Annotated in this window: 18 protein-coding genes; 11 read left to right on the top strand and 7 right to left on the bottom strand. The window is 70.9% G+C overall.

Annotated features, from left to right (window positions below; all coding sequences use genetic code 11):
• Positions 1 to 831: 831 nt before the first annotated feature.
• Positions 832 to 2,298 (bottom strand): aromatic amino acid ammonia-lyase, encoded by a 1,467-nt coding sequence (locus ACZ7CH_RS31655; RefSeq protein WP_470371315.1) that lies wholly within the window; start codon positions 2,296 to 2,298, stop codon positions 832 to 834.
• A 30-nt stretch (positions 2,299 to 2,328) separates the two neighbouring features.
• On the opposite strand from ACZ7CH_RS31655, the gene ACZ7CH_RS31650 reads away from it, so the two are divergent.
• Genes ACZ7CH_RS31650 through ACZ7CH_RS31640 form a run of 3 tightly spaced genes read left to right on the top strand, consistent with a single transcriptional unit; the run spans position 2,329 to position 6,525 of the window.
• Positions 2,329 to 5,304 (top strand): DEAD/DEAH box helicase, encoded by a 2,976-nt coding sequence (locus ACZ7CH_RS31650; RefSeq protein WP_470375608.1) that lies wholly within the window; start codon positions 2,329 to 2,331, stop codon positions 5,302 to 5,304.
• Positions 5,297 to 6,142, top strand: coding sequence for an SWIM zinc finger family protein (locus ACZ7CH_RS31645; protein ID WP_470375607.1), 846 nt, complete (start codon positions 5,297 to 5,299; stop codon positions 6,140 to 6,142). The genes ACZ7CH_RS31650 and ACZ7CH_RS31645 overlap by 8 nt, the downstream gene beginning before the upstream one ends.
• Before the next feature lie 23 nt (positions 6,143 to 6,165).
• Positions 6,166 to 6,525, top strand: a complete 360-nt coding sequence (locus ACZ7CH_RS31640; RefSeq protein WP_470375606.1) for a hypothetical protein — start codon at positions 6,166 to 6,168, stop codon at positions 6,523 to 6,525.
• Positions 6,526 to 6,647: 122 nt separating this feature from the next.
• On the opposite strand, the gene ACZ7CH_RS31635 is transcribed toward ACZ7CH_RS31640, so the two are convergent.
• Both ACZ7CH_RS31635 and ACZ7CH_RS31630 read right to left on the bottom strand, forming a co-directional pair.
• Positions 6,648 to 6,932, bottom strand: coding sequence for a ubiquitin-like small modifier protein 1 (locus ACZ7CH_RS31635; RefSeq protein WP_360400622.1), 285 nt, complete (start codon positions 6,930 to 6,932; stop codon positions 6,648 to 6,650).
• Positions 6,933 to 7,461: 529 nt separating this feature from the next.
• Entirely contained in the window at positions 7,462 to 8,535 is a 1,074-nt protein-coding gene (locus tag ACZ7CH_RS31630; protein WP_360400619.1) for a WD40/YVTN/BNR-like repeat-containing protein, read from the bottom strand.
• A 137-nt stretch (positions 8,536 to 8,672) separates the two neighbouring features.
• Between ACZ7CH_RS31630 and ACZ7CH_RS31625 the strand changes: the two genes are divergently transcribed.
• A complete protein-coding gene (locus ACZ7CH_RS31625) occupies positions 8,673 to 10,355 on the top strand; it encodes an acyl-CoA dehydrogenase (RefSeq protein WP_470375605.1) in 1,683 nt (560 codons plus the stop codon).
• Here the strand turns inward: ACZ7CH_RS31625 and ACZ7CH_RS31620 are convergent.
• Positions 10,352 to 10,981, bottom strand: coding sequence for a TetR/AcrR family transcriptional regulator C-terminal domain-containing protein (locus ACZ7CH_RS31620; RefSeq protein WP_360400613.1), 630 nt, complete (start codon positions 10,979 to 10,981; stop codon positions 10,352 to 10,354). The two genes, ACZ7CH_RS31625 and ACZ7CH_RS31620, sit on opposite strands and share 4 nt — an antisense overlap.
• A 67-nt stretch (positions 10,982 to 11,048) precedes the next feature.
• Between ACZ7CH_RS31620 and ACZ7CH_RS31615 the strand changes: the two genes are divergently transcribed.
• A complete protein-coding gene (locus ACZ7CH_RS31615) occupies positions 11,049 to 11,489 on the top strand; it encodes an ester cyclase (protein ID WP_470371320.1) in 441 nt (146 codons plus the stop codon).
• A gap of 88 nt (positions 11,490 to 11,577) precedes the next feature.
• Here ACZ7CH_RS31615 and ACZ7CH_RS31610 read toward each other — a convergent pair whose 3' ends face one another.
• Positions 11,578 to 11,784, bottom strand: a complete 207-nt coding sequence (locus tag ACZ7CH_RS31610) for a cold-shock protein (RefSeq protein WP_030468404.1) — start codon at positions 11,782 to 11,784, stop codon at positions 11,578 to 11,580.
• A gap of 232 nt (positions 11,785 to 12,016) precedes the next feature.
• Between ACZ7CH_RS31610 and ACZ7CH_RS31605 the strand changes: the two genes are divergently transcribed.
• Together ACZ7CH_RS31605 and ACZ7CH_RS31600 are read left to right on the top strand one after the other, a co-directional pair.
• On the top strand, positions 12,017 to 12,256 hold the full coding sequence (locus ACZ7CH_RS31605; protein ID WP_360400607.1) for a hypothetical protein: 240 nt from the start codon (positions 12,017 to 12,019) through the stop codon (positions 12,254 to 12,256).
• Positions 12,257 to 12,332: 76 nt separating this feature from the next.
• Positions 12,333 to 13,025, top strand: coding sequence for a hypothetical protein (locus ACZ7CH_RS31600; protein ID WP_360400604.1), 693 nt, complete (start codon positions 12,333 to 12,335; stop codon positions 13,023 to 13,025).
• Positions 13,026 to 13,055: 30 nt separating this feature from the next.
• On the opposite strand, the gene ACZ7CH_RS31595 is transcribed toward ACZ7CH_RS31600, so the two are convergent.
• Complete coding sequence (locus ACZ7CH_RS31595) at positions 13,056 to 14,144, bottom strand: sugar ABC transporter substrate-binding protein (protein ID WP_470375648.1); 1,089 nt, start codon at positions 14,142 to 14,144, stop codon at positions 13,056 to 13,058.
• Positions 14,145 to 14,388: 244 nt separating this feature from the next.
• Between ACZ7CH_RS31595 and ACZ7CH_RS31590 the strand changes: the two genes are divergently transcribed.
• From ACZ7CH_RS31590 to ACZ7CH_RS31575, 4 genes are all read left to right on the top strand, one after another.
• Positions 14,389 to 16,098, top strand: coding sequence for a S8 family serine peptidase (locus tag ACZ7CH_RS31590; RefSeq protein WP_470371476.1), 1,710 nt, complete (start codon positions 14,389 to 14,391; stop codon positions 16,096 to 16,098).
• A 180-nt stretch (positions 16,099 to 16,278) separates the two neighbouring features.
• A complete protein-coding gene (locus ACZ7CH_RS31585; protein ID WP_458434090.1) occupies positions 16,279 to 17,067 on the top strand; it encodes a chitosanase in 789 nt (262 codons plus the stop codon).
• Positions 17,068 to 17,293: 226 nt separating this feature from the next.
• Positions 17,294 to 19,204 carry a hypothetical protein gene (locus tag ACZ7CH_RS31580; RefSeq protein WP_470375604.1) on the top strand — a complete coding sequence of 637 codons (1,911 nt, stop codon included), beginning with the start codon at positions 17,294 to 17,296 and terminating at the stop codon, positions 19,202 to 19,204.
• Positions 19,201 to 20,808 (top strand): ABC transporter substrate-binding protein, encoded by a 1,608-nt coding sequence (locus ACZ7CH_RS31575; protein WP_470375603.1) that lies wholly within the window; start codon positions 19,201 to 19,203, stop codon positions 20,806 to 20,808. The genes ACZ7CH_RS31580 and ACZ7CH_RS31575 overlap by 4 nt, the downstream gene beginning before the upstream one ends.
• A gap of 57 nt (positions 20,809 to 20,865) precedes the next feature.
• Here ACZ7CH_RS31575 and ACZ7CH_RS31570 read toward each other — a convergent pair whose 3' ends face one another.
• A complete protein-coding gene (locus ACZ7CH_RS31570; protein WP_470375647.1) occupies positions 20,866 to 23,796 on the bottom strand; it encodes a glycine--tRNA ligase in 2,931 nt (976 codons plus the stop codon).
• Positions 23,797 to 23,887: the final 91 nt, after the last annotated feature.

Raw genomic sequence — 23,887 nt, 5'->3', positions numbered from 1 at the left:
TCCGCCGCCAACCCGGCACTCCGCGGTTTCCGGCCGCCCGCCCCACCTCAACCACGCCTCACGCGTTGCTCCGCAAGCGCCCGCGTCAACCACCGCCACCCCCGGCACCCCGCGGTCTCCGACGCGCCCGCTGGCTCCCAACCACGCCTCACGCGTTGCCACGCAAGCGCCCGCACCATCCGCCGCCAACCCGGCACTCCGCGGTTTCCGGCCGCCCGCCCCACCTCAACCACGCCTCACGCGTTGCTCCGCAAGCGCCCGCGTCAACCACCGCTATCCCCCGGCACCCCGCGGATCTCCGACGCGCCCGCTGCCCAGCCACGCCTCACGCGTTGCCCACGCAAGCGCCCGCGCCGTCCGCCGCCATCCCGGCACCTGCGGTCCCGGCACGCCCGCTGCACCCGGCCACGCCCCACACCCGTGTCCCACAGCGCCCGCGCCGCCCGCCGTATCCCTGACCACGCATCACGTCCCGTGCCGCCCCAGGCCCGCACCTCAACGCCAGGCCCACCCCACCCAGCGACGAGAGGAGCACCTCCCACCACACCACCAGCTGGCTCACCCAGCCTCACCAACGCTCGCACCCGTCACAGGACCGGTCCCGCCGCCAGGCCCGTTCCCTCCCCCGGCTCCCCAGGGCCCCGGCGCGCCCGCTGCTCCCGGCCGACTCCCGTCGCCGGCACAGCGCCCGCGCCGCTTCGCGCCACAGGCCGCCTCACCCCACCCATCACCGGCAACAGGCCAACCCATCAACCACTGACACCCCCAGCGGCCGCCCACCCCAACCCACAGCAACCCCACCGCCCAACCGCGGGGAGAGGAAGGTGCGAATCAGCAGGAAGCGAACTCGGCGAGCAGACCGGAGGCCACCTCCACGTCCGGGCTGAGCTGGCGGTCGGACATGTCCGGGTTGAGCTTCGACTCGGCGAGCTCGAAGGCCGCGCGCAGTTCCGGGGTGTCGGGCACGATGCCGCGCAGCCGCAGGGCGCGCACGGCGGCGACGATCTCGCAGGCGAGCACGAGGCGGAACGCGCCCAGCGAGCGCAGGGCCTGGCTCGCGGACTGGAAGGCGAAGCTCGAGTTCTCCTCCTGGCCGCGCGAGACGACGGCGTTGCCGATGCTGGCCGGCTCGGCCAGGGTGCGGACCTCGGCGAGCGCGGAGTTGGCGCTGTACTCCAGGATCATCACGCCCGAGCTGCCGCGCACGCCTTCGGCCAGGAACGGGTGCAGGCCGGTGAAGTTCGGCTCGACGAGGGTGGCGAGCCGGGCGGTCGAGAGGTGACCGGTGTGCAGCAGGGCCAACCGCAGGCGGTCGAGGGCCTGGCCGAGGTACGCGCTGTGGAAGGCACCGTGGTGGTAGGCGGCGTCGTCCTCGGGGCCGAAGTGGTCGGAGACGATGAGCGGGTTCTCTGCGGCGGCGTTGAACTCGACGTCGAGGACGCGGCCGAGGTCGGTGGCGGCGTCGACGGCGGGGCCGTGGATCTGCGGGAAGCAGCGGTAGCCGAACGGGTCCTGGATGCGTGCGGGCGGGCGGGACGGCTCGCCGAGCAGCCTGCGCATCTCGGCGGCGACGGCGACCTGGCCGGGGTGCGGGCGGCCGAGGTGGACGCGTTCGGCGTAGGCCTCGACGGCGCCGTCGACGGCGAGGAACGACAGGGCGGCCACGACGTGGGTGGCCCTGAGCAGTTCCGCGGCGTCGTGCCAGGCGAGGCCCGCCATGCCGATGGTCAGGGCGTTGCTGCTGATCAACGCGAGGGCGTCGCCGGAGTCGAGGTCGATCGGGTCCGGGGTTTGCGTGGACCCGAGCCAGTAGCGCTCGCCGATCAGGGTGAGGCCGGTCTCGGCGAGTGCGGTGAGGTCGCCGGTGCCGATCGCGCCGTACTCGTGCACGCCGGGGTAGCAGCTGCTGTTCAACGCCGCGAGCAGGGCGTCGGCCACGGCCCGGCGGACGCCCGCGCCGCCGGCGAGGAGCTGGTTCAGGCGCACGACCATCATGGCGCGCACCTGTTCCTCCGGCAGCATGCCGCCGAGGCCGCCGGCGTGGCTGCGCAGCAGGCGCAGACCGTGCTCGGCCCAGCCTTCGGTGGTGACGAGCTGGTCGCGGTTCGCGCCGACACCGGTGGTGCGGCCGTACACCTGCCTGCGCACGACGAGGCGCTGGCTGGCGCGCCACGACGCTTCGAGGCGGTCGAGCCCGTCGGCGTGCAGGACCACCGGCGTGTGGTACCTGGCGACGCGCAGGACTTCGTCGCCGCCGAGGGACTGACCGTCCAGCACGACAGGGGTGTCATCGACCATGGCGACAATGTGAACACATAGGGTTCACAGGTGCTCGTACTGCATGGCCTGTGCACGACCGACGGCGCGCTTGCGCTGTGGGCCGAGGATTCCGGGCTGCCCGCACGCAGTGAGAGCAGCCGCCGGGACGCGCCGCACCCGTTCGCGGCCACGGCGGAGTCGCTCGCGGCGGCGCTCGGGATCGACGACGAACGGGCGACGCGGCGCGCGTTGCTGCTGCCCTCCTACGCGTCGGGTCCGATGGCGTCGCCGGAGCTGGTGCGCGACCCGCTCACGGCGGGCCGGGCGCAGCGCGGCAAGGTCGGGCTGAAGCAGTGGGGTGTGCCCACGATCCGGTTCGGCGACCGGCCGGAACCGGGTCCGGACGTGCGGTTGAGCGACTCGGCGCGGTTCGTGTTCGGCGTGGCGGGCTTCGCGGCGGACCTCGTCACGCGCGGGCGCGTGCTGCCCTCGGTCGCACCGGACCGGCCGCGGGCGCGGTGGGTGCCGGTGCTGTCAGGCACGGACTCGGCGCGGTTCGCCGCGTTGCAGGCCGCGATGCCGCCCGCGTGCCGCTGCGAGGAGATCGCCGCCGACCCGGCGGAACTGGTGCGCGCGGCGCTCACGACGGTGGTGGACGAGCAGGTGCGCGCCCGCCTCGACAAGACCTCGCTCGCGCCGCGCCGCCGCGGGCAGCAGACGACGGCGGAGGCGTGGCTCGCCGCGCTGACCGGGGACCCGGAGTTCGACGCGGACCCGGTGGAGCTCTACGAGCTGCGCGAACAGCTCGACCGGTGGCGGCAGAGCGCGGGCAGCGAGAGTCCGGTGCGCACGTGCTTCCGGTTGCGTTCGCCCGAGCAGCGCGGCGAGGACGAGTGGGCGGTCGAGTTCCTGCTGCAGGCCGTCGACGAGCCGAGCGTGCTGGTGCCCGCGCACCAGGTGTGGTTCGCCGACGACGCCGTGCTGCGGCGCTGGATCCCGGCGCCGCAGGAGCACCTGCTGGCGGACCTCGGCCGCGCGAGCCGGCTGCACCCCGACCTGGACGAGGCGTTGCGCGGCGCGCACCCGGCGGAGCTGGAGGTCGGAACCGAAGGCGCGTACCGGTTCCTGACCGCGGCGCCGGTGCTGGCGCAGGCCGGTTTCGGCGTGCTGCTGCCGTCGTGGTGGCAGCAGCGGGTGCGGCTCGGGTTGAAGCTCACCACGAAGAGCCGCGGCACGGCGGGGACCGTGGCGAAGGAGAGCGAGATCGGCCTGAAGTCCATCGTGGACTACAGGTGGGAGCTCGCTCTGGGCGAGGACTCGCTCACCGACGCGGAGCTCGCCGAGCTCGCCAGGGCGAAGGTGCCGCTGGTGCAGGTGCGCGGCCAGTGGGTGCAGGTCGACCAGAAGCGCCTGGCGGCGGGGCTCGCGTTCCTCCGGCACGGCGGTGGTCAGATGACCGCCGCCGAGGTGATGCTCCACAGTGGACTGACCGAGGAGGACGAGAGCCTGCCGCTGCCGCTCACGTCGGTCGAGGCGGACGGCTGGCTCGGCGACCTGTTGTCCGGCAGGGCCGACGAGCAGATCGAGCCGGTCGAGCCGCCGGCGGGCTTCGGCGCCCGGCTGCGCCCGTACCAGCAGCGCGGTCTGGCGTGGCTGGCGTTCCTCGACAAGATCGGCCTGGGCGCCTGCCTCGCCGACGACATGGGCTTGGGCAAGACCGTGCAGCTGCTGGCGCTGGAGGCCCTGAACCGCGCGAACGGCAAGCGCCCGCCGACCCTGCTGATCTGCCCGATGTCGGTCGTCGGCAACTGGCAGCGCGAGGCGGCGAGGTTCACGCCGGAGCTCTCCGTCCACGTGCACCACGGCGCCGGCCGCCTCGACGGCGACGCCCTGCGCGAGGCCGTCGAGAGCCACGACCTGGTCCTCACGACGTACGCGCTGGCGGACCGCGACAGTGCCGCGCTGGGCGACCTGACCTGGGACCGGGTCGTGCTCGACGAGGCGCAGAACATCAAGAACAGCGCCACCCGCCAGTCCCAGGCCGTGCGCCGGCTCAAGGCCCGCCACCGCGTCGCCCTGACCGGCACCCCGGTGGAGAACCGCCTCGCCGAGCTGTGGTCGATCATGGACTTCGCGAACCCCGGCGTGCTCGGCACGATCAACACCTTCCGCGCGCGCTTCGCGGTCCCGGTGGAACGCCACAACGACAAGGACGCCGCCGCCCGCCTGCGCAAGATCACGAACCCGTTCGTGCTGCGCCGCGTGAAGACCGACCCGCGCATCATCAGCGACCTGCCGGACAAGGTCGAGGTGCGCCAGCTGTGCAACCTCACCACCGAGCAGGCCTCGCTCTACCAGGCCGTCGTGAACGACATGCTGGAGAAGATCGAGGAAGCAGAGGGCATCGGCCGCAAGGGCCTGGTGCTGGCGACGATGTCGAAGCTCAAGCAGGTCTGCAACCACCCGGCCCACTTCCTGGGCGACGGCTCCCGCATCTCCGGCCGCTCCGGCAAACTCGCGCGCCTTGAGGAAGTACTCGAAGAGGTCCTCGCCGAGGGCGACAAGGCGTTGTGCTTCACGCAGTTCACCGAGTTCGGCAGCATGCTCGTGCCCCACCTCGCGGCCCGCTTCGACACCGAGGTGATGTTCCTGCACGGTGGCACCGGCAAGGCGGCCCGCGACCGCATGGTCGAACGCTTCCAGGACAGCACCGGCCCGTCGCTGTTCCTGTTGTCCCTCAAGGCAGGTGGCACCGGCCTCAACCTCACCGCCGCCAACCACGTCATCCACCTGGACCGCTGGTGGAACCCCGCGGTCGAGGACCAGGCGACGGACCGCGCGTTCCGCATCGGCCAGAACCGCAACGTCCAGGTGCGCAAGTTCGTCTGCATCGGCACGCTCGAAGAACGCATCGACACCATGATCGAGGAGAAACGCGCACTGGCCCAGCTGGTCGTGGGCGCGGGCGAGAACTGGCTCACCGAGCTGTCCACCTCCCAGCTGCGCGACCTGCTCACGCTCTCCGGGGAGGCCGTCGGTGAGTGACCACTGGTCCGGTGAACATCCCCGCTACGGCAGGACCATCAAGGCCGACAACGGCATCAGGGCGAAGAGCCAGCGCGGCGACATCGCCACCACCTGGTGGTCGCGCCGCTTCCTGGAGGTCCTGGAGTCGTTCGGCATGGGCGGCCGCCTGACCCGCGGCCGCAACTACGCGCGCCAGGGCCAGGTGCTGAGCCTGTCGCTGTCCACGAGCATGGTGATCGCCTTGGTCCAGGGCTCCCGCCCCACCCCGTACCGGGCCCGCATCGCGATCAAGTCGTTCACCACACCCGAGTGGCAGCGCATCGAACACGCCCTCGCCGGCCAGGCCCTCTACACCGCGAAGCTGCTGGCCGGCGAGATGCCCCGCGACATCGAGACCCTCTTCGCCGGCCTCGGCCTGCAGCTGTTCCCGGCGACGATGCGCGAGCTGACGATGGACTGCACCTGCCCCGACTGGGAGGTGCCCTGCAAACACCTGGCCGCCGCCTGCTACCTGCTGGCCGAGTCCTTCGACAACGACCCGTTCGAGATCCTCGCCTGGCGCGGCCGCGGCCGTGAGGACCTCCTCGACCGCCTCCGCACCCTCCGCGGCGCCACCCGCACGACGGTGACCCGCGAGGAGGCCCCGCCGCTCACCCAGTGCCTCGACACGTTCTGGCACCGCCAGACCACGACCGCGATCCCCCTCGGCGACCCGACGGCCGCGGTGCGCCCGGACGCGGTCCTCGACCAGCTCGACGCGGTTCCGATCTCCGTTCGGCGCGACAACCTCGTGGACCTGCTGCGGCCGGCGTACCTGCGGCTCGCCGAACCGCCTGCCGATGTGACCGGCACGTGAGCGATTTGCGGGATGCTGGCCAGATGAGGGAGAAGCTGACCTGGCTCGTCGTGCCGGTCCCGCTGTTGCTGGTGCTCATGGGGGCCGTTTTCGCCTGGGGCAACATCCTGTTCGTCATCAGCGAGCACGACGAGATGTGCGCGCGAGGCCTGGTCTACGAGAGGGCAGTGCTCAAGGAAGAAGTGCAGGACCCGTGGACGCTCACGAGCACCTGCGTCTTCGAGGACGGCCGCACCCACGACGAACAGCCGACACCGTGGGTGCCACCGCTGCTCGTGGTGCTCGCTTCGGTGACCGTGCTCTGCGCCGTCGTCGGTGGCTGGGCCATGTGGACCCAGAGGTCCGCCGCCCGTGCGGGCGGTTCCGGGGACCAGCCGCACTGACCAGCGAGGTCAGGAATGCGGATGGCGGGCACACCCGCCTCGGAGGCCGGTACCCGTGAGCGCGCCGTCCGGAGGTCCGCGACCCGTCCCCGTGGCCGCGGACCCCTGGACGACCCCGGCGGCTAGCCGCCGGCCACCGAGGGCAGGATCTGGATCTCGGCGCCTGCCGGGAGTGGGGTGGCCGGGCCGGAGAGGCGGCGGCACTCCTCGCCGTTGACGTAGAAGTTGACGTAGCGGCGGAGGGTGGAGCGTTCGTCGCGCAGGCGGCGGTCCAGGCCGGGGTAGGTGTCGGCGAGGACGTCCAGGGCGGCGCCGAGGGTGGCGGGTTCGGGGACGTCGACGTCGACGTGGGAGGCGCCGGCCGTGGCGGTGCGCAGGACGCCGGGGATCAGGACGGTGACCTTCATGCGGGCACCGCCGGGGTGAGCGCGGACGCCGCGTGGGCGGGCACCACGGCGGACTTGGGCGCCACGGACTCGGGCCTAGCTGCGGGCCTGAGGGCTGTGTGGGCAGGCGCCGCGGCGGGCCTGGACGACAAGCGCGCCGGGACCGCGGCGCGACCGGGTGTCGCGGGTGTCGCGGGTGTCGCGGGTGTCGCGGGTGTCGCGGGTGTCGCGGGTGTCGCGACGAGCCTGGGCACCGCAGGCGCGGGTCTTGCAGCGGGCCTGGGAGTCGCGGCGGATGGGGGCACTGCGGGACGGGGTGCCGCGGGTGGGGACACCGCGGTTGGGAGCGCTGCGGGTAGAGGCGCCGTGGAACAGAGGGCCGCGAGTGGAGGCGCCGCAGGCACCAGCGCCGCAGGACGGAGCGCCGCAGGTGGAGACGCCACGAGGTGAGGCGCTGCGGGACAGAGGGCCGCGAGAAAAGGCGCCGCGGTTGGGAGCGCCGCGGGCACAAGCGCCGCAGGACGGAGCGCCGCGGGTGGGCCGGCGGGCGTCAAGGGAGCACCGCCGCGCGGATCGACATCACGTCGGGCAGGTGGGCGGCTACCTGGTGCCAGGTCTCGCCCTCGTCGGGGCTCGCGTAGACCTCGCCGGAGCGGGAGCCGAAGTAGACGCCGGGGGTGGGGGCGGTGTCGGTGCACATGGCGTCGCGCATCACGGCGGTCCAGAAGGCGTCGGGCAGGCCGGCGCCCAGGGCCTGCCAGGACGAGCCGGCGTCGCGGGTGCGGTAGACGCGGCACTTGCCCTCGGGTGGGAAGCGGCGGGCGTCGGCCTCGATCGGGAACGTGAAGACGGTGTCCGGGTCGTGGGGGTGCACGACCATGGCGAAGCCGAAGTCGGTGGGGAGGCCGTCGGCGATGGACTGCCAGGTGTCGCCGCCGTCGTCGCTGCGGTAGACGCCGTGGTGGTTCTGGGCGTAGAAGCGGGACGGGGACGAGGGGTGCTGGGCCACCTTGTGGACGCACTGGCCGAACTCAGGCCACGGGTCGGGGAAGAAGTACGCCTTGATGCCCTTGTTGCGGGCCTCCCAGGACTTGCCGCCGTCGGCGGTGCGGTAGACGCCGCCGGTGGACATGGCCACGAGCACGCGGTCGGGGTCTTCCGGGTCGGGGACGATCGTGTGGACGGCCTGGCCGCCGAAGCCCGCCGACCACTCGGGGCGGTGCGGGTGGTTCCAGAGGCCCTCGACGAGCTCGAACGTGCGACCTCCGTCAGTGGACTTGAACAGCGCGGAGGGCTGGGTGCCCGCGTAGACGACGCCGGGCTGGGTGGCGGGGGCCGGCTGGAGCTGCCAGACGCGTTCCAGGGAGGCGTCGGCCGGGAACGCGATCGGGGGTGACTCCGGTTCGTCCCAGGTGGCGCCGAGGTCGTCCGATGTGGACACGCCGGGGCCGAAGTGCGGGGACGACACCCCGGCGAGCAGGCGGGTGCCCCCGCGGGTGTCGAACGCGACCGCGTACACCTCCTGCATGGGGTGGTGCGGGCCGTCCACCTGCCACGTCACGCGGTCCTCGCTGCGGGCCAGCCACAGGCCCTTGCGGGTGCCGATCGCCAGCAACACCGTCATCTCGCGCCTCCTCGAAGATGTGATGTGGAGCACGTTACGCCGGGGGTCTGACAATTTCCGGTGCTGGAGGAAAGGCCACGTAGACCCACAAGTTACTCACTGGTAGCGTCCGGCGGAGAGACGAAGGAGGCTCCCCCGTGCTGCTCGACCCGAACCACTACGACCCCGCGCACCTCGACGACGAGACCCGCCGCCTGCTCAAGGCCACGGTCGACTGGTTCGAGGCCCGCGGCAAGCGGCAACTCATCGCCGACGCCCAGGACAAGGTCTGGTACGCGGAGTTCCTCGACTTCGTGAAGCGGGAGAAGCTCTTCGCCACCTTCTGCACGCCCGCGAGCGTCGACCCCGCCAAGCGCTGGGACGCCGCACGCAACGCCGCGTTCAGCGAGGTGCTCGGCTTCTACGGCCTGCAGTACTGGTACGCCTGGCAGGTCACGGTGCTCGGCCTCGGCCCGATCTGGATGAGCGGCAACGAGGAGGCCAAGCAGAAGGCGGCGGCGCTGCTCGACTCCGGCGCCGTCTTCGCGTTCGGCCTCTCCGAGAAGGAGCACGGCGCCGACGTCTACAGCACCGACATGATCGTCACGAAGACCGCCGACGGTTACCGCGCCAACGGCAGCAAGTACTACATCGGCAACGGCAACGTCGCCGGCATGGTCAGCGTCTTCGGCAAGATCGACGACGAGTACCTCTTCTTCGCCGTCGACAGCCAGCACGAGAACTTCAAGCTGGTGAAGAACGTCGTCGACAGCCAGATGTTCGTCAGCGAGTTCCGCCTGGAGGACTACCCGCTGACCGACGCGGACGTCCTGCACCGCGGCCCCGACGCCTTCTCCGCCGCGCTGAACACCGTCAACGTCGGCAAGTTCAACCTGTGCACGGCCAGCATAGGCATCTGCGAGCACTCCTTCTACGAGGCGATCACCCACGCCCACAACCGGATCCTCTACGGCAACCCGGTCACCGACTTCCCGCACGTGCGGCAGAACTTCGTCGACGCCTACGCCCGCCTCGCCGCGATGAAGCTCTTCGCGGACCGCAGCGTCGACTACTTCCGCAGCGCCGGCGAGGACGACCGCCGCTACCTGCTCTTCAACCCCATCACCAAGATGAAGGTCACGAGCGAGGGCGAGAACGTCATCGACCTGCTCTGGGACGTCATCGCCGCCAAGGGTTTCGAGAAGGACACGTACTTCACCCGCGCCACGGCCGACATCCGCGCACTGCCCAAGCTCGAGGGCACCGTGCACGTGAACCTGGCCCTGGTGCTGAAGTTCATGCCCAACTACCTGTTCAACCCCAAGGACTACGCCGAGGTCCCGACCCGCCACGACGCGAGCGACGACGACTTCTTCTGGCACCAGGGCCCCGCGCGCGGTCTCGGCAAGGTCCAGTTCCACGACTGGGAGCCGATCTACACCGAGCACGCGCACCTGCCGAACGTGGCGCTGTTCCACGAGCAGGCGAACGCGCTCAAGACCCTGCTCACCACCGCGGCACCGGACGCGGAGCAGCAGAAGGACCTCGACTTCCTGCTGAACCTGGGCCACCTCTTCACCCTGGTCGTCTACGGCCAGCTGGTGCTGGAGCAGGCCAAGACCACTGACACCGGCGACGCCGTCATCGACCAGATCTTCGACGTGCTGGTCCGCGACTTCGCCGGGTACGCGACCGCGTTGCACGGCAAGCCGAGCAGCACCGAGGCCCAGCAGCAGTGGGCGGTGCGGCAGATCCGCAAGCCGCACGTCGACCAGGCCCGCTTCGACGCCGTGTGGCAGCAGGTGGTCGCGCTCTCCGGCCGCTACGAGATGCGCCCCTAGCCCTGGTAGCGCTCCAACGCCGTGATCAGGAGTTCGAGCCCGAACTCGAACTCCTGGTCGTGGTCGTAGGTCCCCAGCTCGTCGATGACCTCCGCCGACAACGGGAACGCCGCCGCGTCCACGCCCTCGAACGGTGAGAGCGCGATCCCGCCGAGCTCCGGCGACGTCGCGACCTCCCTCATCAGGGTTCCGAGCAGGTACGACACCATCGCCCGCATCATCCCGACGGCGACCTTGCCGCGGAAGCCCGCCTTCTCGATGTTCACCAGCGCGGCCTCAATGGTCCGGAACCCCGCCTCCCCGCTCAGCCGCCGGGTCGCGAGCAGCACGAACGCCCGCGGATGCTGCCGCGCGAGCTCCCGCACCGCACGCGCGTGCGCACGGACGTGGTCGCGCCAGTCGTCGCTGTCGACGTGGTAGGGCTTGGCCTGCGCCATGATCCGCTCGGCGGCGAGGTCGACCAGCACCGCCTTGTTCGGCACGTGGTTGTACAGCGACATCGTGCCCGCGCCCAGCTCCGCCGCGAGCCGCCGCATCGAGACGGCCTCCACGCCCTCGCGTTCGATCAGCCGCACCGCCACATCCACGATGCGGGCGCGGGTCAGCGGTTCACGGGGCGAGGACACTGGCGAAGACCATACGACGTGGAGTAGCTTCCGTCCGACGTACGGCGTACGTAGGAGGTCGGGCGGCATGACCGAGTCCAAGGCGCTCAGAGCGCTGCGCGAGGCGATCGTCCTGGAGCTCATCGAGTCGCAGAACGAGTACGACTTCGACGCGGGCCTGGCCCCCTTCAGCCGCCCCCGGTTCGAGATCATGGCCACCGGTCAGGTCCTCGACGGCACCGAGGCGGTGCGGGACTACTGGACGCGCACGCGCGCGGCGTTCCCCGACCAGAAGAGCAAGGTCGTCGAGGTCTACCACGCCGACGACGCCGTGATCGTCGAGTTCGAGCTGCAGGGCACGCACCTGGGCAGCCTGACCGGCGAACCGGTGACCGGCAAGTCGTTCAAGGTCCGGATGTCCGGGTTCTTCCTGTTCGACAAGGACGTGCTGGTCTGCCAACGCGTCTACGGCGACTCCGCGACGGTGCTGCACCAGCTCGGCCTGATCGAGGCCCCGCAAGAGTATTAGCGCCCGCACGGGCACAAGACGCAGCGAAGCCGCTGCCCGAAAACGGACAGCGGCTTCGCGACAGATCAGATGTGCTGACCAGTCAGACTCAGACGGCGCGAACGCCCTGGGCCTGCGGGCCCTTCTGGCCCTGACCGATCTCGAACTCGACCCGCTGGTTCTCCTCGAGAGCCTTGTAGCCGTTCATCTGGATCTCGGAGTAGTGGACGAACACGTCGGCGCCACCGTTGTCAGGGGAGATGAAGCCGAAGCCCTTCTCCGCGTTGAACCACTTGACGGTGCCCTGTACTGCCATCTTGCTACTTCTCCTCTAACAGGTGCCGGATCGCGCTCGCGACCACCGGGTCAAGCTTGGAACTGCGTCATCTCCGGAACCTGGAGAATCCACACGCTCTCAACCTCGTCGCATGATCACGCTCAAGCACGAACACACAACGTACGACCATGGACAGTGAACCACGACCTCCCGCTCCCAGTCGAGCCATCGTTCGCGCTGCTACCGTGAGATCCGGAACGAGGACGCGGAGGTGGCCGTGCCCCAGGTGGCGGCGTTGTCGATCACGGTGGCGGTGGCCCCGCGCGTGCGCGCCGGACTGCACGCCCTCCTGCTCGCCCGGTTGACCAGCCTGTCCGCCGAGCTCGCCCCGCGGCCCTCCGGCGGCGTGACGAACCTCGTCACCGGGACCGTCACCGGCAACGTGGTCCAGGTCACCGGAAACGTCGACGGTGGCATCAACATCGGCTCCGGGCCGCACCGGAGGCGGTAACCTGGAGGGTCGTTGGACCCGGGGGGCCGTGGCTTTGACCGGCAGTGAACGACTGCTCTTCTTCTTCGTCGGACTGGTGACCACGTTCGTGTTCATCCGCATCAGCGTGCGCATGATCAGGGCGAAGGTGCGCTGGTGGCCGCGCAACGTCGTGCACGGGGACACGCACGTGCACCACGTCGTGTTCGGCACGGTGCTGCTGCTCCTGTCCAGCGTGACCAGCCTGGTGATCCCGGACGACCTGCACGGCGCGCGGCTCGCGGCCGCGGCCGGGCTCGGGGTCGGGGCCGCGCTGGTGCTGGACGAGTTCGCGCTGATCCTGCACCTGCGGGACGTGTACTGGACGAAGGCGGGCCGGCTGTCGGTGGACGCGGTGTTCCTCGCCGTGGGGCTGACCGGGCTGTTCCTGCTGGGCGCGCGGCCGCTGGGCTACGACGAGGTGCTGCAGCTCAACCCGGAGACGACGCCGGCGAGCACGTTCACGTTGCGGCTCATCGCGATCGGCGTCAACCTGTGCTTCGCCATCGCGGCACTGCTCAAGGGCAAGATCTGGACCGGACTGCTGGGCCTGCTGGTGCCGGTCGTGCCCGCGGTGGGCGCGGTCCGGCTCGCGCGGCCGGGGTCGCCGTGGGCGCGCTGGCGCTACCGGGAGGGCTCGCGGAAGCTGGCCCGCGCGTACCGGCGCGAGGCGCGGATCCGGCAGCCGATCATCCGGGCGAAGATCGCCGTGCAGGAGTTCATCTCCGGCCGCCACGACCTCCCCGACTAGCGCCGGGGAGGTCGTGGCGGGCGACCGGGGTCAGCCGCCGACGATGTCCTGCTGCACGCACACCGGTTGCAGCTCGCTCGCGCACAGCTCCTGCGCCTTGATCACGCCCTGGGTCACCATGGTGCGCACCGTGTCGCGCTTGATCAGCGTGGCGCCCAGCAGCACGGCCTTCACGTCCCGCCGGGAGACGGGGTCGCGCAGGTTGCCCGTCGCGAGGTCGTCGGCACCGGCCAGGTCGCCGCGGGCGACCGCGATGGCCAGCCGGGCGGCCGCCTCCGCCTCGTCGCGCACCGGCTTGTAGACGGTCACGCACTGGTCGCCGCGCAGCACGGCCCGCAGACCGTCCAGTGTGGCGTCCTGCCCGGTGACCGGGACCTTGCCCGCGAGGCCCTTCTTCCTGAGCACCTCGATGACCGCGCCGCCGAGGCCGTCGTTCGCGGCGACCACGCCGTCGACCTTGCCGCCGTTCTCGGCGAGGATCCGCTCGAACACCTGTCCACCGAGGACCGCGTCCCAGTTGTCCACCGGCGCCGACTTCACGAGCTTCAGCGCCCCGCTGGCGTACTTGGCCTCCAGCCGGTCCTTGTGGCCCTGCGCGAACAGCGTCGCGTTGTGGTCGGTGGGCGCGCCCTCGATCTCGATGATCTGGGCACCCGGCCGCTCACCGAGGCAGCCGAGCAGCCCCTCCGCCTGGAGCTGGCCGACGTTGCGGCTGTCGAAACCGACGTGGTACTCGGCCAGGCCGCCGAGCGTCACGCGGTCGTAGTCGATGACCGTGATGCCGGCGTCTTTCGCCTTCTTCTGCACGGCGAGACCACCGGCCGACGACAACGGCGTGATGACCAGTACCTTCACCTTGCGCCGGATCATCTCGTCGGCGATCTGGGCGAACTTCGCCTCGTTGCCGTCCGCGTTCTCGATGAACGGCTCGATGTCGGCGTAGTTGAACGCCTGCGTCAACAATGGGCGATCTTGTTCTTCCCACCGCGTCGAGGACGTTCGGTCCGGAAGGATTACACCGACAACGGGTTTGGGGCCGCGCGTGGGCAGGGACAGACCGCCCTGGTCAGCATCGCCGCAACCGGAGAGAAGGAGGAGCGCGCATGCCGACGCCGCCATTACCCGTCTTCGCATAAACGCGGAGTTCATCGCTTGCGAGATGTTAAGTCAAGATTTCTTCTCGGCCATCACGCTCTGCGGCCGATCGACTACAGTTCGATTCCGTACGAAAGGCGCTGATGTTCGCCCTATTTCGCACCTAGTGTGCTGGACTTGGGCGGCAATCGGGGGCCGTACCTTCTGTGTTGGATCCAGCCCTGACCGGGTGTGAGGAGACAGCTAGGTGAGAACGCGCAGAACCGTGATGGCGGTGGCGGCAACGGTGTCGCTGATCGCCGCGGGCACATCGGCGGCGGGGGCAGCGCCGGCCGCGGCCGGGCAGCAGCAGGACACGGAGTACACGGTGCTCCTGCAGGACCCGGGCAACCGCGACTTCGCGATCGACGCCGTGCACGCGGCGGGTGGCGAGGTCGTGCGGGACAACCAGGCGATCGGCCTGCTGACCGTGAAGGCACCCGCGAACGGCTTCGTGGAGAAGGTCTCGGCGTCGAAGGACGTCGCCGGCGCCGCACGCGCGAAGCCGATCGGCCACGCGCCGGCGCAGAAGAAGGCCGAGAAGGCCAAGCGCGACAACGTGGAGAAGGAGAACACCACCACCGCGGCGAACAAGGCTCCCGCCGCGCCGAAGTCGACCGCGGGCATGGACCCGCTCGACGGCGACCTGTGGGGCCTGAACCTCGTCCGCTCGAACATCGCCCGTGCCAAGCAGGCCGGTGACAAGCGGGTGTACGTCGGCATCCTCGACACCGGTGTGGACGGTTCGCACCCGGACATCGCGCCGAACTTCAACAACGAGCTGTCGCGCAACTTCACCGTCGACATCCCGAACGACGCCGACGGTGGCGAGTTCGACGGCCCGTGCGAGTTCCGCGGCTGCGTCGACCCGGCCAACTGGGACGACGGCGGCCACGGCACGCACGTCGCCGGCACCATCGGCGCCGCTGCCAACGGCTTCGGCATCTCCGGTGTCGCGCCGGGCGTGTCGCTGGTCAACATCCGCGGTGGGCAGGACGCGGGGTCGTTCTTCCTGCAGCCGGTCGTCGACGCGCTGACCTACGGCGCCGACATCGGCCTCGACGTGATCAACATGTCGTTCTACGTCGACCCGTGGTACATGAACTGCGCCAACGACTCCACCGCCACGGCGGAGGAGCAGCTGGAGCAGCGCACGATCATCGCGACCGTGCAGCGCGCCCTGAACTACGCGCACCGCAAGGGCGTCACGCTGATCGGCGCGGGCGGCAACAACCACGAGGACCTCGGCAAGCCGCGCACCGACACGGCGAGCCCGAACTACCCGCCGGGTCACGCCCGTCCCCGCCCGATCGACAACGCCACCTGCCTCAACCTGCCGACCGAGGGCAACCACGTCATCTCGGTCTCGTCGCTCGGCCCGTCGACCGCCAAGGCGGACTACTCCAACTACGGTGTGGAGCAGACCGCGCTCTCGGCTCCCGGCGGCTACTTCCGCGACGGCCTCGGCACGCCGTGGTACCGCACCAACGAGAACATGATCCTGTCGACCTACCCGCGCAACGTCGCCCTCGCCGAGGGCAACATCGACGAGGCCGGGAACATCACGCAGAAGGGCCTCGACGCCGGCGTCAAGAAGGCCGTCGACGGTGACAGGGTCGGCTACTACCAGTACCTGCAGGGCACCTCGATGGCCGCCCCGCACGCCGCTGGTGTCGCCGCGCTGGTCGTGAGCCAGTACGGCAAGAAGGACAAGAAGAACGGCGGCCTCACCCTCGACCCCGACAAGGTCGAGAAGGTGCTGTACAAGACGGCGATCCAGCGTGCGTGCCCGAACCCGCGCACGGTGTCGTACGTCAACGTCGGTCGTTCCGCCGAGTTCGACGCCACCTGCGAGGGTGACGCGAAGTTCAACGGCTTCTACGGTCACGGCATCGTGGACGCCTACGGCGCGGTGACCCGCGGCGGTCAGTTCATCTGATTTCCGTTGCACCACAGGGGCTCCCGGCTTCGGCCGGGAGCCTTTGCCGTTTCCGGGGCCTGTTGCGGGGATTGTCCGTTTCGCAAATTAGTAAAGACTCTTGCCAATAGTGGTGTGGACCGCTTACCGTTGCCCTCACGCCGCCCGGGACCCCACACATCTCTGCCCCGGAGGAAAACCGTGAAACTCTCTGGTCGCATCGCGGCCGCGCTTCTGGCGTGCGCCGCGCTCATCACCACCACCGCAACAACGGCTTCCGCAGCCAACCTCGACGAGCCGCGCCTCAAGGACATCGCGATGCAGATCGTGTCCAGCGCGGAGAACTCCTCCACGGACTGGAGGGCCCAGTTCGGCTACATCGAGGACATCGACGACGGTCGCGGCTACACCGCCGGGATCATCGGCTTCTGCAGTGGCACGGGGGACATGCTCGACCTGGTCGAGCTCTACAAGTCCCGCAAGCCCGGCAACGTGCTGGAGAAGTACCTCCCCGCACTGCGCAGGGTGAACGGCACGGACTCGCACTCGGGCCTGGACCCGAACTTCACCAGGGACTGGAAGACCGCGGCGAAGGACTCGACCTTCAAGGCGGCCCAGGAGTCCGAACGCGACCGCGTGTACTTCAACCCGGCCGTGGCACAGGGCAAGGCCGACGGAGTGCGCGCGCTCGGCCAGTTCGCTTACTACGACGCGATCGTCGTCCACGGCGACGGTGGCGACAAGACCAGCTTCAGCAACATCCGCAAGCGCGCGCTGGGCAAGGCGAAGCCGCCGTCGCAGGGCGGCAACGAGACCACCTGGCTCAACGCGTTCATGGACGCCCGCGTGTGGGCGATGAAGCAGGAGGCCGCGCACGAGGACGTCTCCCGCATCGAGACCGCGCAGCGCGTGTGGCTCAAGGCCGGCAACTTCGACCTGAAGACGCCGCTCAAGTGGAAGGTCTACGGCGACAGCTTCGAGATCAGGTGACCTCGTGACCGCGCAGGTGAAGGGCGTCCCGATCGGGGCGCCCTTCGCCGTGCGACCGGGGGTGGCCCCCTGCCGCGCTTCGACGCAGCGCGTTCCCCCGCGCGGCCGAACGGGTGATCCATTCGGCCAACACGGCGAAACCGCAGGCAGATTGCGTCGTTCGCGCCCGTAGGAACTCCACGGCTGCATAGAGTTCTTCGATCCCCGCACCTCGGAGGAGGCCACGGTGTTCGAAGGGCGCACCCGGCTGCGCGGACTCGTCCAAGGCCTGGTCGGGGCCGTGGGGGCAGGTGTGACACCGGTGCTCGTCGTCGAGGGCTGCGGAGGCTCCGGCAAGTCCGCGCTGCTGCACCAGACGGTGCTGGAGTGGCAGGACCGGACGCCCACGGTGCTCGTGCGGCCGCGTGAGCTGAGCGCCGACGACGAGGACACCGCGTGGGACAGCGCGGTGCGGCCGGTGCTCGCGGCCGTGCTGCTGGGACTGAGCACCGAGGTCCCCGGCTTCCCCCTGTCGTTCGAACGCGTCCTGCTCGCGCAGATCGCCATGCGCGTCGACACCGACACCCTCGACCAGGAGGCCGCGCTCGAAGAGCTCAACCGGCAGACGAACAACTACCGCGACCGCAACCTGCGCGACCTGGTGCGCGACCTCGCCGCCACGGCCGGCTCGCTGATCCAGCTGCCGGTGGACCCGGCGCCGGTGGTGAACCGGATCGCCGACTACCTCGGCGGCATGCTGGAGACCTCGCGCCGGGCGTCCGGCTTCCGCTGGAGCAGGGCGGCGCTGGAGTGGTTCGGGCACCAGGACCAGCGGCTCTCCCTCAACGCCGACCAGGCCCGGTTGCGGCTGAGCGCCCAGGCCCGCAGCAGGGACCCCGACGTGCGCCGCGACGTCGACGACCTGCTCGTCGCCGCGCTGCTGGCCGATCTGCGGCACAGCCTCGCGCCGGTCAGCACCCGGCGGCACAACGTGCTGATGCTGCTCGACGACGGCGACATCGCGGTGGCCACGACGTTCGTCCGCGCGCTGCTGCGGGTGCGCAGGGCGATCGCGGACACCGCCCGCGGCGGCCATCCCGCGCTGCCCGACCCGTTGCTCGTCGTGACCACGAGCGGCGGGCTGCTGGCCGAGGAACTGGCCGAGGACGAGCTGCCGGAGGCACCGGTGCTCGCCGAGTCCGATGTGGACGCCGACCTCGCCCGCTCCGCCCGCGTGTGGCTGCGGGTCCGGTCGGAGGACCTGACGAGCAAGGACGTCGTGCAGCTCGCCAAGAGCCACCTGTGGCCCAACGACCTCGCCGCGAGCACCGTGGGCAAGGTCGTGCACCGGTTGAGCCGCGGTCACCCGAAGTCCGTCGACACGCTGCTGCGCAAGCTCCACGACGAACCGAGCCGCACCCGTGAGCCCGCCAGGCTGCTGCGCGGCGCGGAGACGGGCCTGCTCGAACCGTTCGTGCGCGAGTTCTCCGCCGGGGGCAGGGCGAACAAGCACCACGTGCAGGCCCTCGTCACGTTGTCGGCGGCGCTCACCAAGCTGGAGGCGCAGACGCTCGCCCCGCTGCTGCCCGACCCGGTCGGGCTGGGCTCGCCGCTGTACTCGTCGCCGACGCTGTGGACACCGGGTGAGTCCGGTGAGCAGCGGCTGCCACCGCTCGTCCGCTACCTCGGCCTGCGGCTGCTGGCCGCGCGGCCCGGCACCGACGAGGCGTCGTGGGACGCGGTGGTCGGCAAGCTGCGCGACCACGCCGGTGACGAGGGTCCCCGGCTGCGGCACACGCTGCTGCTGGGCGACCGCGCGGCGGTGGCGGCGGAGCTGCTGGAATCGTTGGCGGACATGGCGACCAAGGCTTGGCTCGACCTCTTCGACCTGGTCACCGGTGAGGTGAACCCGCGCGAGACCGCGCCGGACTCGATCGGCGGTGCCGCGCGCGGCAGCGACCTGGCCCACGTCCACCGGCTGCTCGGCGTCGTGCCCGCGTTCGACCACGACCCGTGCGTCACGGACCCCGACGTGCTGCAGGACTACGCCGTGCACGTGGAACAAGCCCTGCGGCAGCTCTCCAACCGCGCGCAGGACCCGGCGCTGCTGCTCAGGCGCGCACAGCGCTACGAACGGTTCGGGAGGAACCACCGGTGACGTTCACCGAACGCTTCTACCTCGGGGTCTGGCCCAGACCGCGAGCGCTGCGGCACCCCGCGAAGTGGACCGACTGGCTGCGCCCGGTCGCCGTGCTCGCGGTCGTCGCGCTCGTGGCCGGGGGCCTCACCGGCGGTCCGTGGCTGTGGAAGCGGTTGTCCTGCAAGGACGGCTGGTTGCCCAGCGCGGACGTGTGGTCGGCCGGCGGCGAGTGCGTCGGGCTGAGCCAGGGGCCCTACGCCTTCGAGCTCGACGCGTTCACGAACGTGCTGAAGGTGATCGAGAAGCAGAACGCCGCGGCGGCCGAGGTCTGCGACCCCAGCGGCACCCCGGTGACGGTCGGCGTGCTGCTCACGATGACCGACCAGTACGCCGGTGCGCGAGCCGTGCACGAGCTGGAGGGCATGGCGGCCGGGCAGGCCCGCGCGAACGGCACCGGCTGCCTGCACCCGGTGCGGCTGCTGGTCGGCAACATCGGCGCGTACGGGCCGGAGCAGGAGGCCGTGCAGGTCGCGCGCCGACTCGCCGACCACCCCGAGGTCGTCGCCGTGGCCGGGATCGGGCTGAGCCACCAGCACTCGGCGGAGATCGCCGACCTGCTGGCGGCGGAGAAGATCCCGATGGTCTCGGACCTGGTCACGGCGGAGGGGTTCGACCAGAGCGGTTCCACGGCGCAGGAGACGGACTACAGCGGCTGCGAGCCCGACACGACCTACCAGAACGGCGTGGGCCGCGACCACTACTACCGGGTGGCCTTCCGCGGCTCCGAGCAGATCCGCTCGCTCGGCGCGGCGCTGCCGGGCACCCGGCTCGACTTCATCATGGTGCCGACCGGCGGCACCGACCCCTACACCTGCACCGCGTTGCCGTTGATGCACAAGCAGTTCGGCGGCAACATCACCGAGGTCAAGTTCGACCCGGACGAGGCGAGCACGGTGTCGCAGACCGCCAGGCGGGTCTGCAACGTGACCAAGGACGTGACGGTCGGCTACATCGCCCGCGGCCGCGACCTGGCGATGTTCCTGCACAGCCTCGACCAGGAGTTCTCGCAGGGCCACTGCTCGGCGAGCTCGATCACGGTGGTGAGCACGTCGGACGGGCAGCGGGTGCGGGCGGCCGAGCTCGACCCGCGGCTGGAGGACCTGCGCGTGCAGGCGTTGTCCTCGCCCTCCTTCACCTCCGGCAAGCTGCGCCTGGTGGCCACCCTGGTCGGTGGGGCGGACAAGCAGGTCCCCGGCAACACCGGGTTCGCCGACTTCGAGCGCCAGTTCACCCGGATCGGGTTCGACGTGGCGCACACCGACGCGGGCTGGGCGGTCAACGGCTACGACGCCGTGTCCGTGGTCGAGGAGGCCGTCAACAAGCTGCCGGTGACCAAACCGGTGCAGCGCAGCCAGGTGAACACCCAGATCAGCTTCGTCTCCTCACCGGAGACCGCGGTGCTGGGAGCGGGCGGGCCGATCATGTTCGACAACGACGGCAACCGGGTCGGCGCCGAGCCGCCGGTCGTGCGGGTGTGCCCGTTGCCGCAGAAGCAGAACGGGGCGGTGGGCCGGGTCCGCAGCGTGACGCTGCACCCCGGCACCCCCACCCCGTCCTGCTGAGCGGGCGTCTGCAAGTACTACCGACTTCATGTCGGTAGTACTTGCAGACGCCACTTCCTAGAGCTGGGTCCAGTCGAGCACCGGCGCCGCGAAGTCGCGGATGGACGCCAGCAGCCCCAGGCGGGCCGCCTTCACGTCCGCGTCCTCGGCCATCACGAGCACCTCGTCGAAGAACGTGTTGATCGGCCCGGTCAGCTCCCCGGCCGCCGCCACGAACGCCGCGAGACCGGCAACGTCCTTGGTCACACCGTCGAACGCCTTGTGCAGCGCCACTTCCGCCGGCTCGGCCAGCACCGCGGCGTCGTAGGACGGCGCCACGTCCGCGGGCACGATCCGGCGCACCCGCTGCAACGCGGCCGCGAGTGCGTCGAAGGACTCGTCGCCCGCCAGCGACTCCAGCTGCGCGAGCGTCTCGTCGGCGAGGACCGGCGAGTCGGCCAGCGGCAGCACCGCCTGCACGAACCGGTGCTCGTGGCCCGCGTCGAGCAGCGCCTGCTCGTAGCGGCGGACGGCGAACTCCCGTGCCGTCTCCAGCGCCTCGGCCGGCACCTCGAGCCCTTCCGCGGCGAGCGACAGCGCCTTCGTCAGCGTGATCGCGCGCAGGTCGGGGAACGCGCGCAGCACGCTCACCGCGCTCAGCGCCGCCCGCCGGAGCCCGAACGGGTCGGACGAGCCGGTCGGCTGCGCCCCGATGCCGAAGAGGCCCGCGAGCAGGTCGAACCGGTCAGCGAGCGACAGCAGCGCACCCGGCACCGACGACGGCAGCGCGTCACCGGCCGACCGCGGCAGCTCCATCTCCCACAACGCCTGCGCGACCTCGGGGGTCTCCCCCGCCCGCACCGCGTACTCCTTCGCCATCACACCGGCGAGCGACGACAGCTCGATCACCATCTGCGAGCCGAGGTCGAACTTCGCGAGCTGCCCCGCGCGGTCCAGCGTCTCGCGGTCGACCTCGACCACACCGGCGAACCGGCCGGCCAGTGCGGCGATGCGGCCGGCGCGGTCGGCCATCGAGCCGAGCTTGTCCGCGAACGTGAGCTTCGCCAGCCCCGCCTTCATCTCCTCCAGCGGCGTCTTGAGGTCGGCGCGCCAGAAGAACGCCGCGTCCTCGTACCGGGCGCGCAGCACGGCCTCGTTGCCCGCGCGGACCAGGTCGGCGTCCACCGACCCGTTCGCCACGGCCACGAAGTGCGGCAGCAGCGCGCCGTCGGCGGTGCGGACCGGCAGGTACCGCTGGTGCTTGCGCATGACCGTGGTGAGGATCTGGCCGGGCAGCTCCAGGTACCGCTCCTCGAACGAGCCGAGGATCGGCGTCGGCCACTCGACCAGGTTCGTCACCTCGTCCAGCAGGCCGTCGACCTCCGCGACCCCGCCGGCGGACGCGGCGAGCTCCTGCGCGGCGGCCACGATGGCCTCGGCGCGGGCCTGCGCGTCGACCTGGATGCCGTGCGAGGACAGGAACTCCGGGTAACCGTCCGCGGCGGACACCTCGACCACCGGCGCGTCGGCCGTGCGGTGCACGCGGGTGACCGTGCCGGAGGCCAGCGCCGACACCGCGACCGGCACCGGCGTGGTGCCGAGCAGCGCGAGCAGCCAGCGGATCGGGCGGGTGAACGACAGCTTCGGGTCGTTCCACTTCATGTTCTTCTCGGCGCGCAGGTCGGAGACGACCTCACCGAGCAGCCCGCTGAGCACCTCGACGGCACCGCGGCCGGCATCGGTCCTGGTGAGCGCCACGAACTCGACGCCGTTCTCCTCGACCCGGCCCAGCGCGGCGACGTCGACGCCCTGGCCGCGGGCGAAGCCCTGCACGGCCTTCGTCGGGTTGCCGTCGGCGTCGAACGCGGCGGAGACCCGCGGGCCGCGCACCGTGCGCTCGGCGTCCGGCTCCCGCGGCGACACCTCGGGCACCAGCACGACGATCCGGCGCGGCGTGCCGTGCACGGTCACCTCGCCGTGCGTCAGGCGGGTCGCACCGAGCTTCGCCGTCACACCGGCGCGCACCGCGTCCACGGTCCGCAGCACCTCGGCCGGCGGCAGCTCCTCCGTGCCGATCTCGAACAGCAGCGTCGCCGGCTCGGTCACGTCGGCGAACGACGTCGGCGCGGCGGCGGGGGCCAGGGTCTCGGCGAGGCCCAGCGGGTGGCCGAGCTCCTCGCGCCGCTCCGCCCACAGCGCGGCGACCTCGCGGGCCAGCCCGCGCATCCGGCCGAACGCACGCGCGCGCTCGGTCGTGGAGATCGAACCGCGCGCGTCGAGCACGTTGAAGATGTGCGAGCACTTCAGCACGAAGCTGTGCGCCGGGACGGGCAGGCGGGCGTCGAGCATCCGGCGCGCCTCGGCCGCGAACTCCTCGAAGAGGCGCTTGTTCGCCTCCACGTCCGCGTCGTCGAGGTAGTACCGCGACATCTCGTACTCGGACTGGCCGAACGCCTCGCCGTAGGAGATGCCGGGCGCGTAGGCGATCTTCTTGAAGTGGTCGACGCCCTGCAGCGCCATCATGATCCGCTCGATGCCGTAGGTGATCTCCACCGACACCGGGTCCAGCGTCATGCCGCCGGCCTGCTGGAAGTAGGTGAACTGGGTGATCTCCAGGCCGTCGAGCCAGACCTCCCAGCCCAGGCCCCACGCGCCCAGTGCGGGCGAGGCCCAGTTGTCCTCGACGAACCGCACGTCGTGGGCCCGCACGTCGATGCCCAGCGCCTCCAGCGAGCCCAGGTAGAGCTCCTGCGGGTTGCCGGGGTCGGGCTTGAGGATCACCTGGAACTGGGTGTGGGTCTGCAGCCGGTTCGGGTTCTCGCCGTAACGGGCGTCGTCGGGCCGCACGGACGGCTCCACGTACGCGACGCGCCACGGCTCGGGACCGAGCACCCGGAGCACGGTCGCCGGGTTCAGCGTCCCGGCTCCGACCTCGGTGTTGAAGGGCTGCACGACGAGGCAGCCCCGTTCGGTCCAGTACTTGGTCAGCGCGAGCAGCGCGTCCTGCATCGTCAACACGGCGGCCAGTCTACGAAGCGGACAAAACCCCTGGTCACGGGGCCTGGATCGGGTGGTCTTCCCCACTGTGTCACGCTACGCA

Source organism: Lentzea sp. NPDC037011 (assembly GCF_055607425.1).
This window is presented reverse-complemented; position numbering and strand designations above follow the sequence as displayed.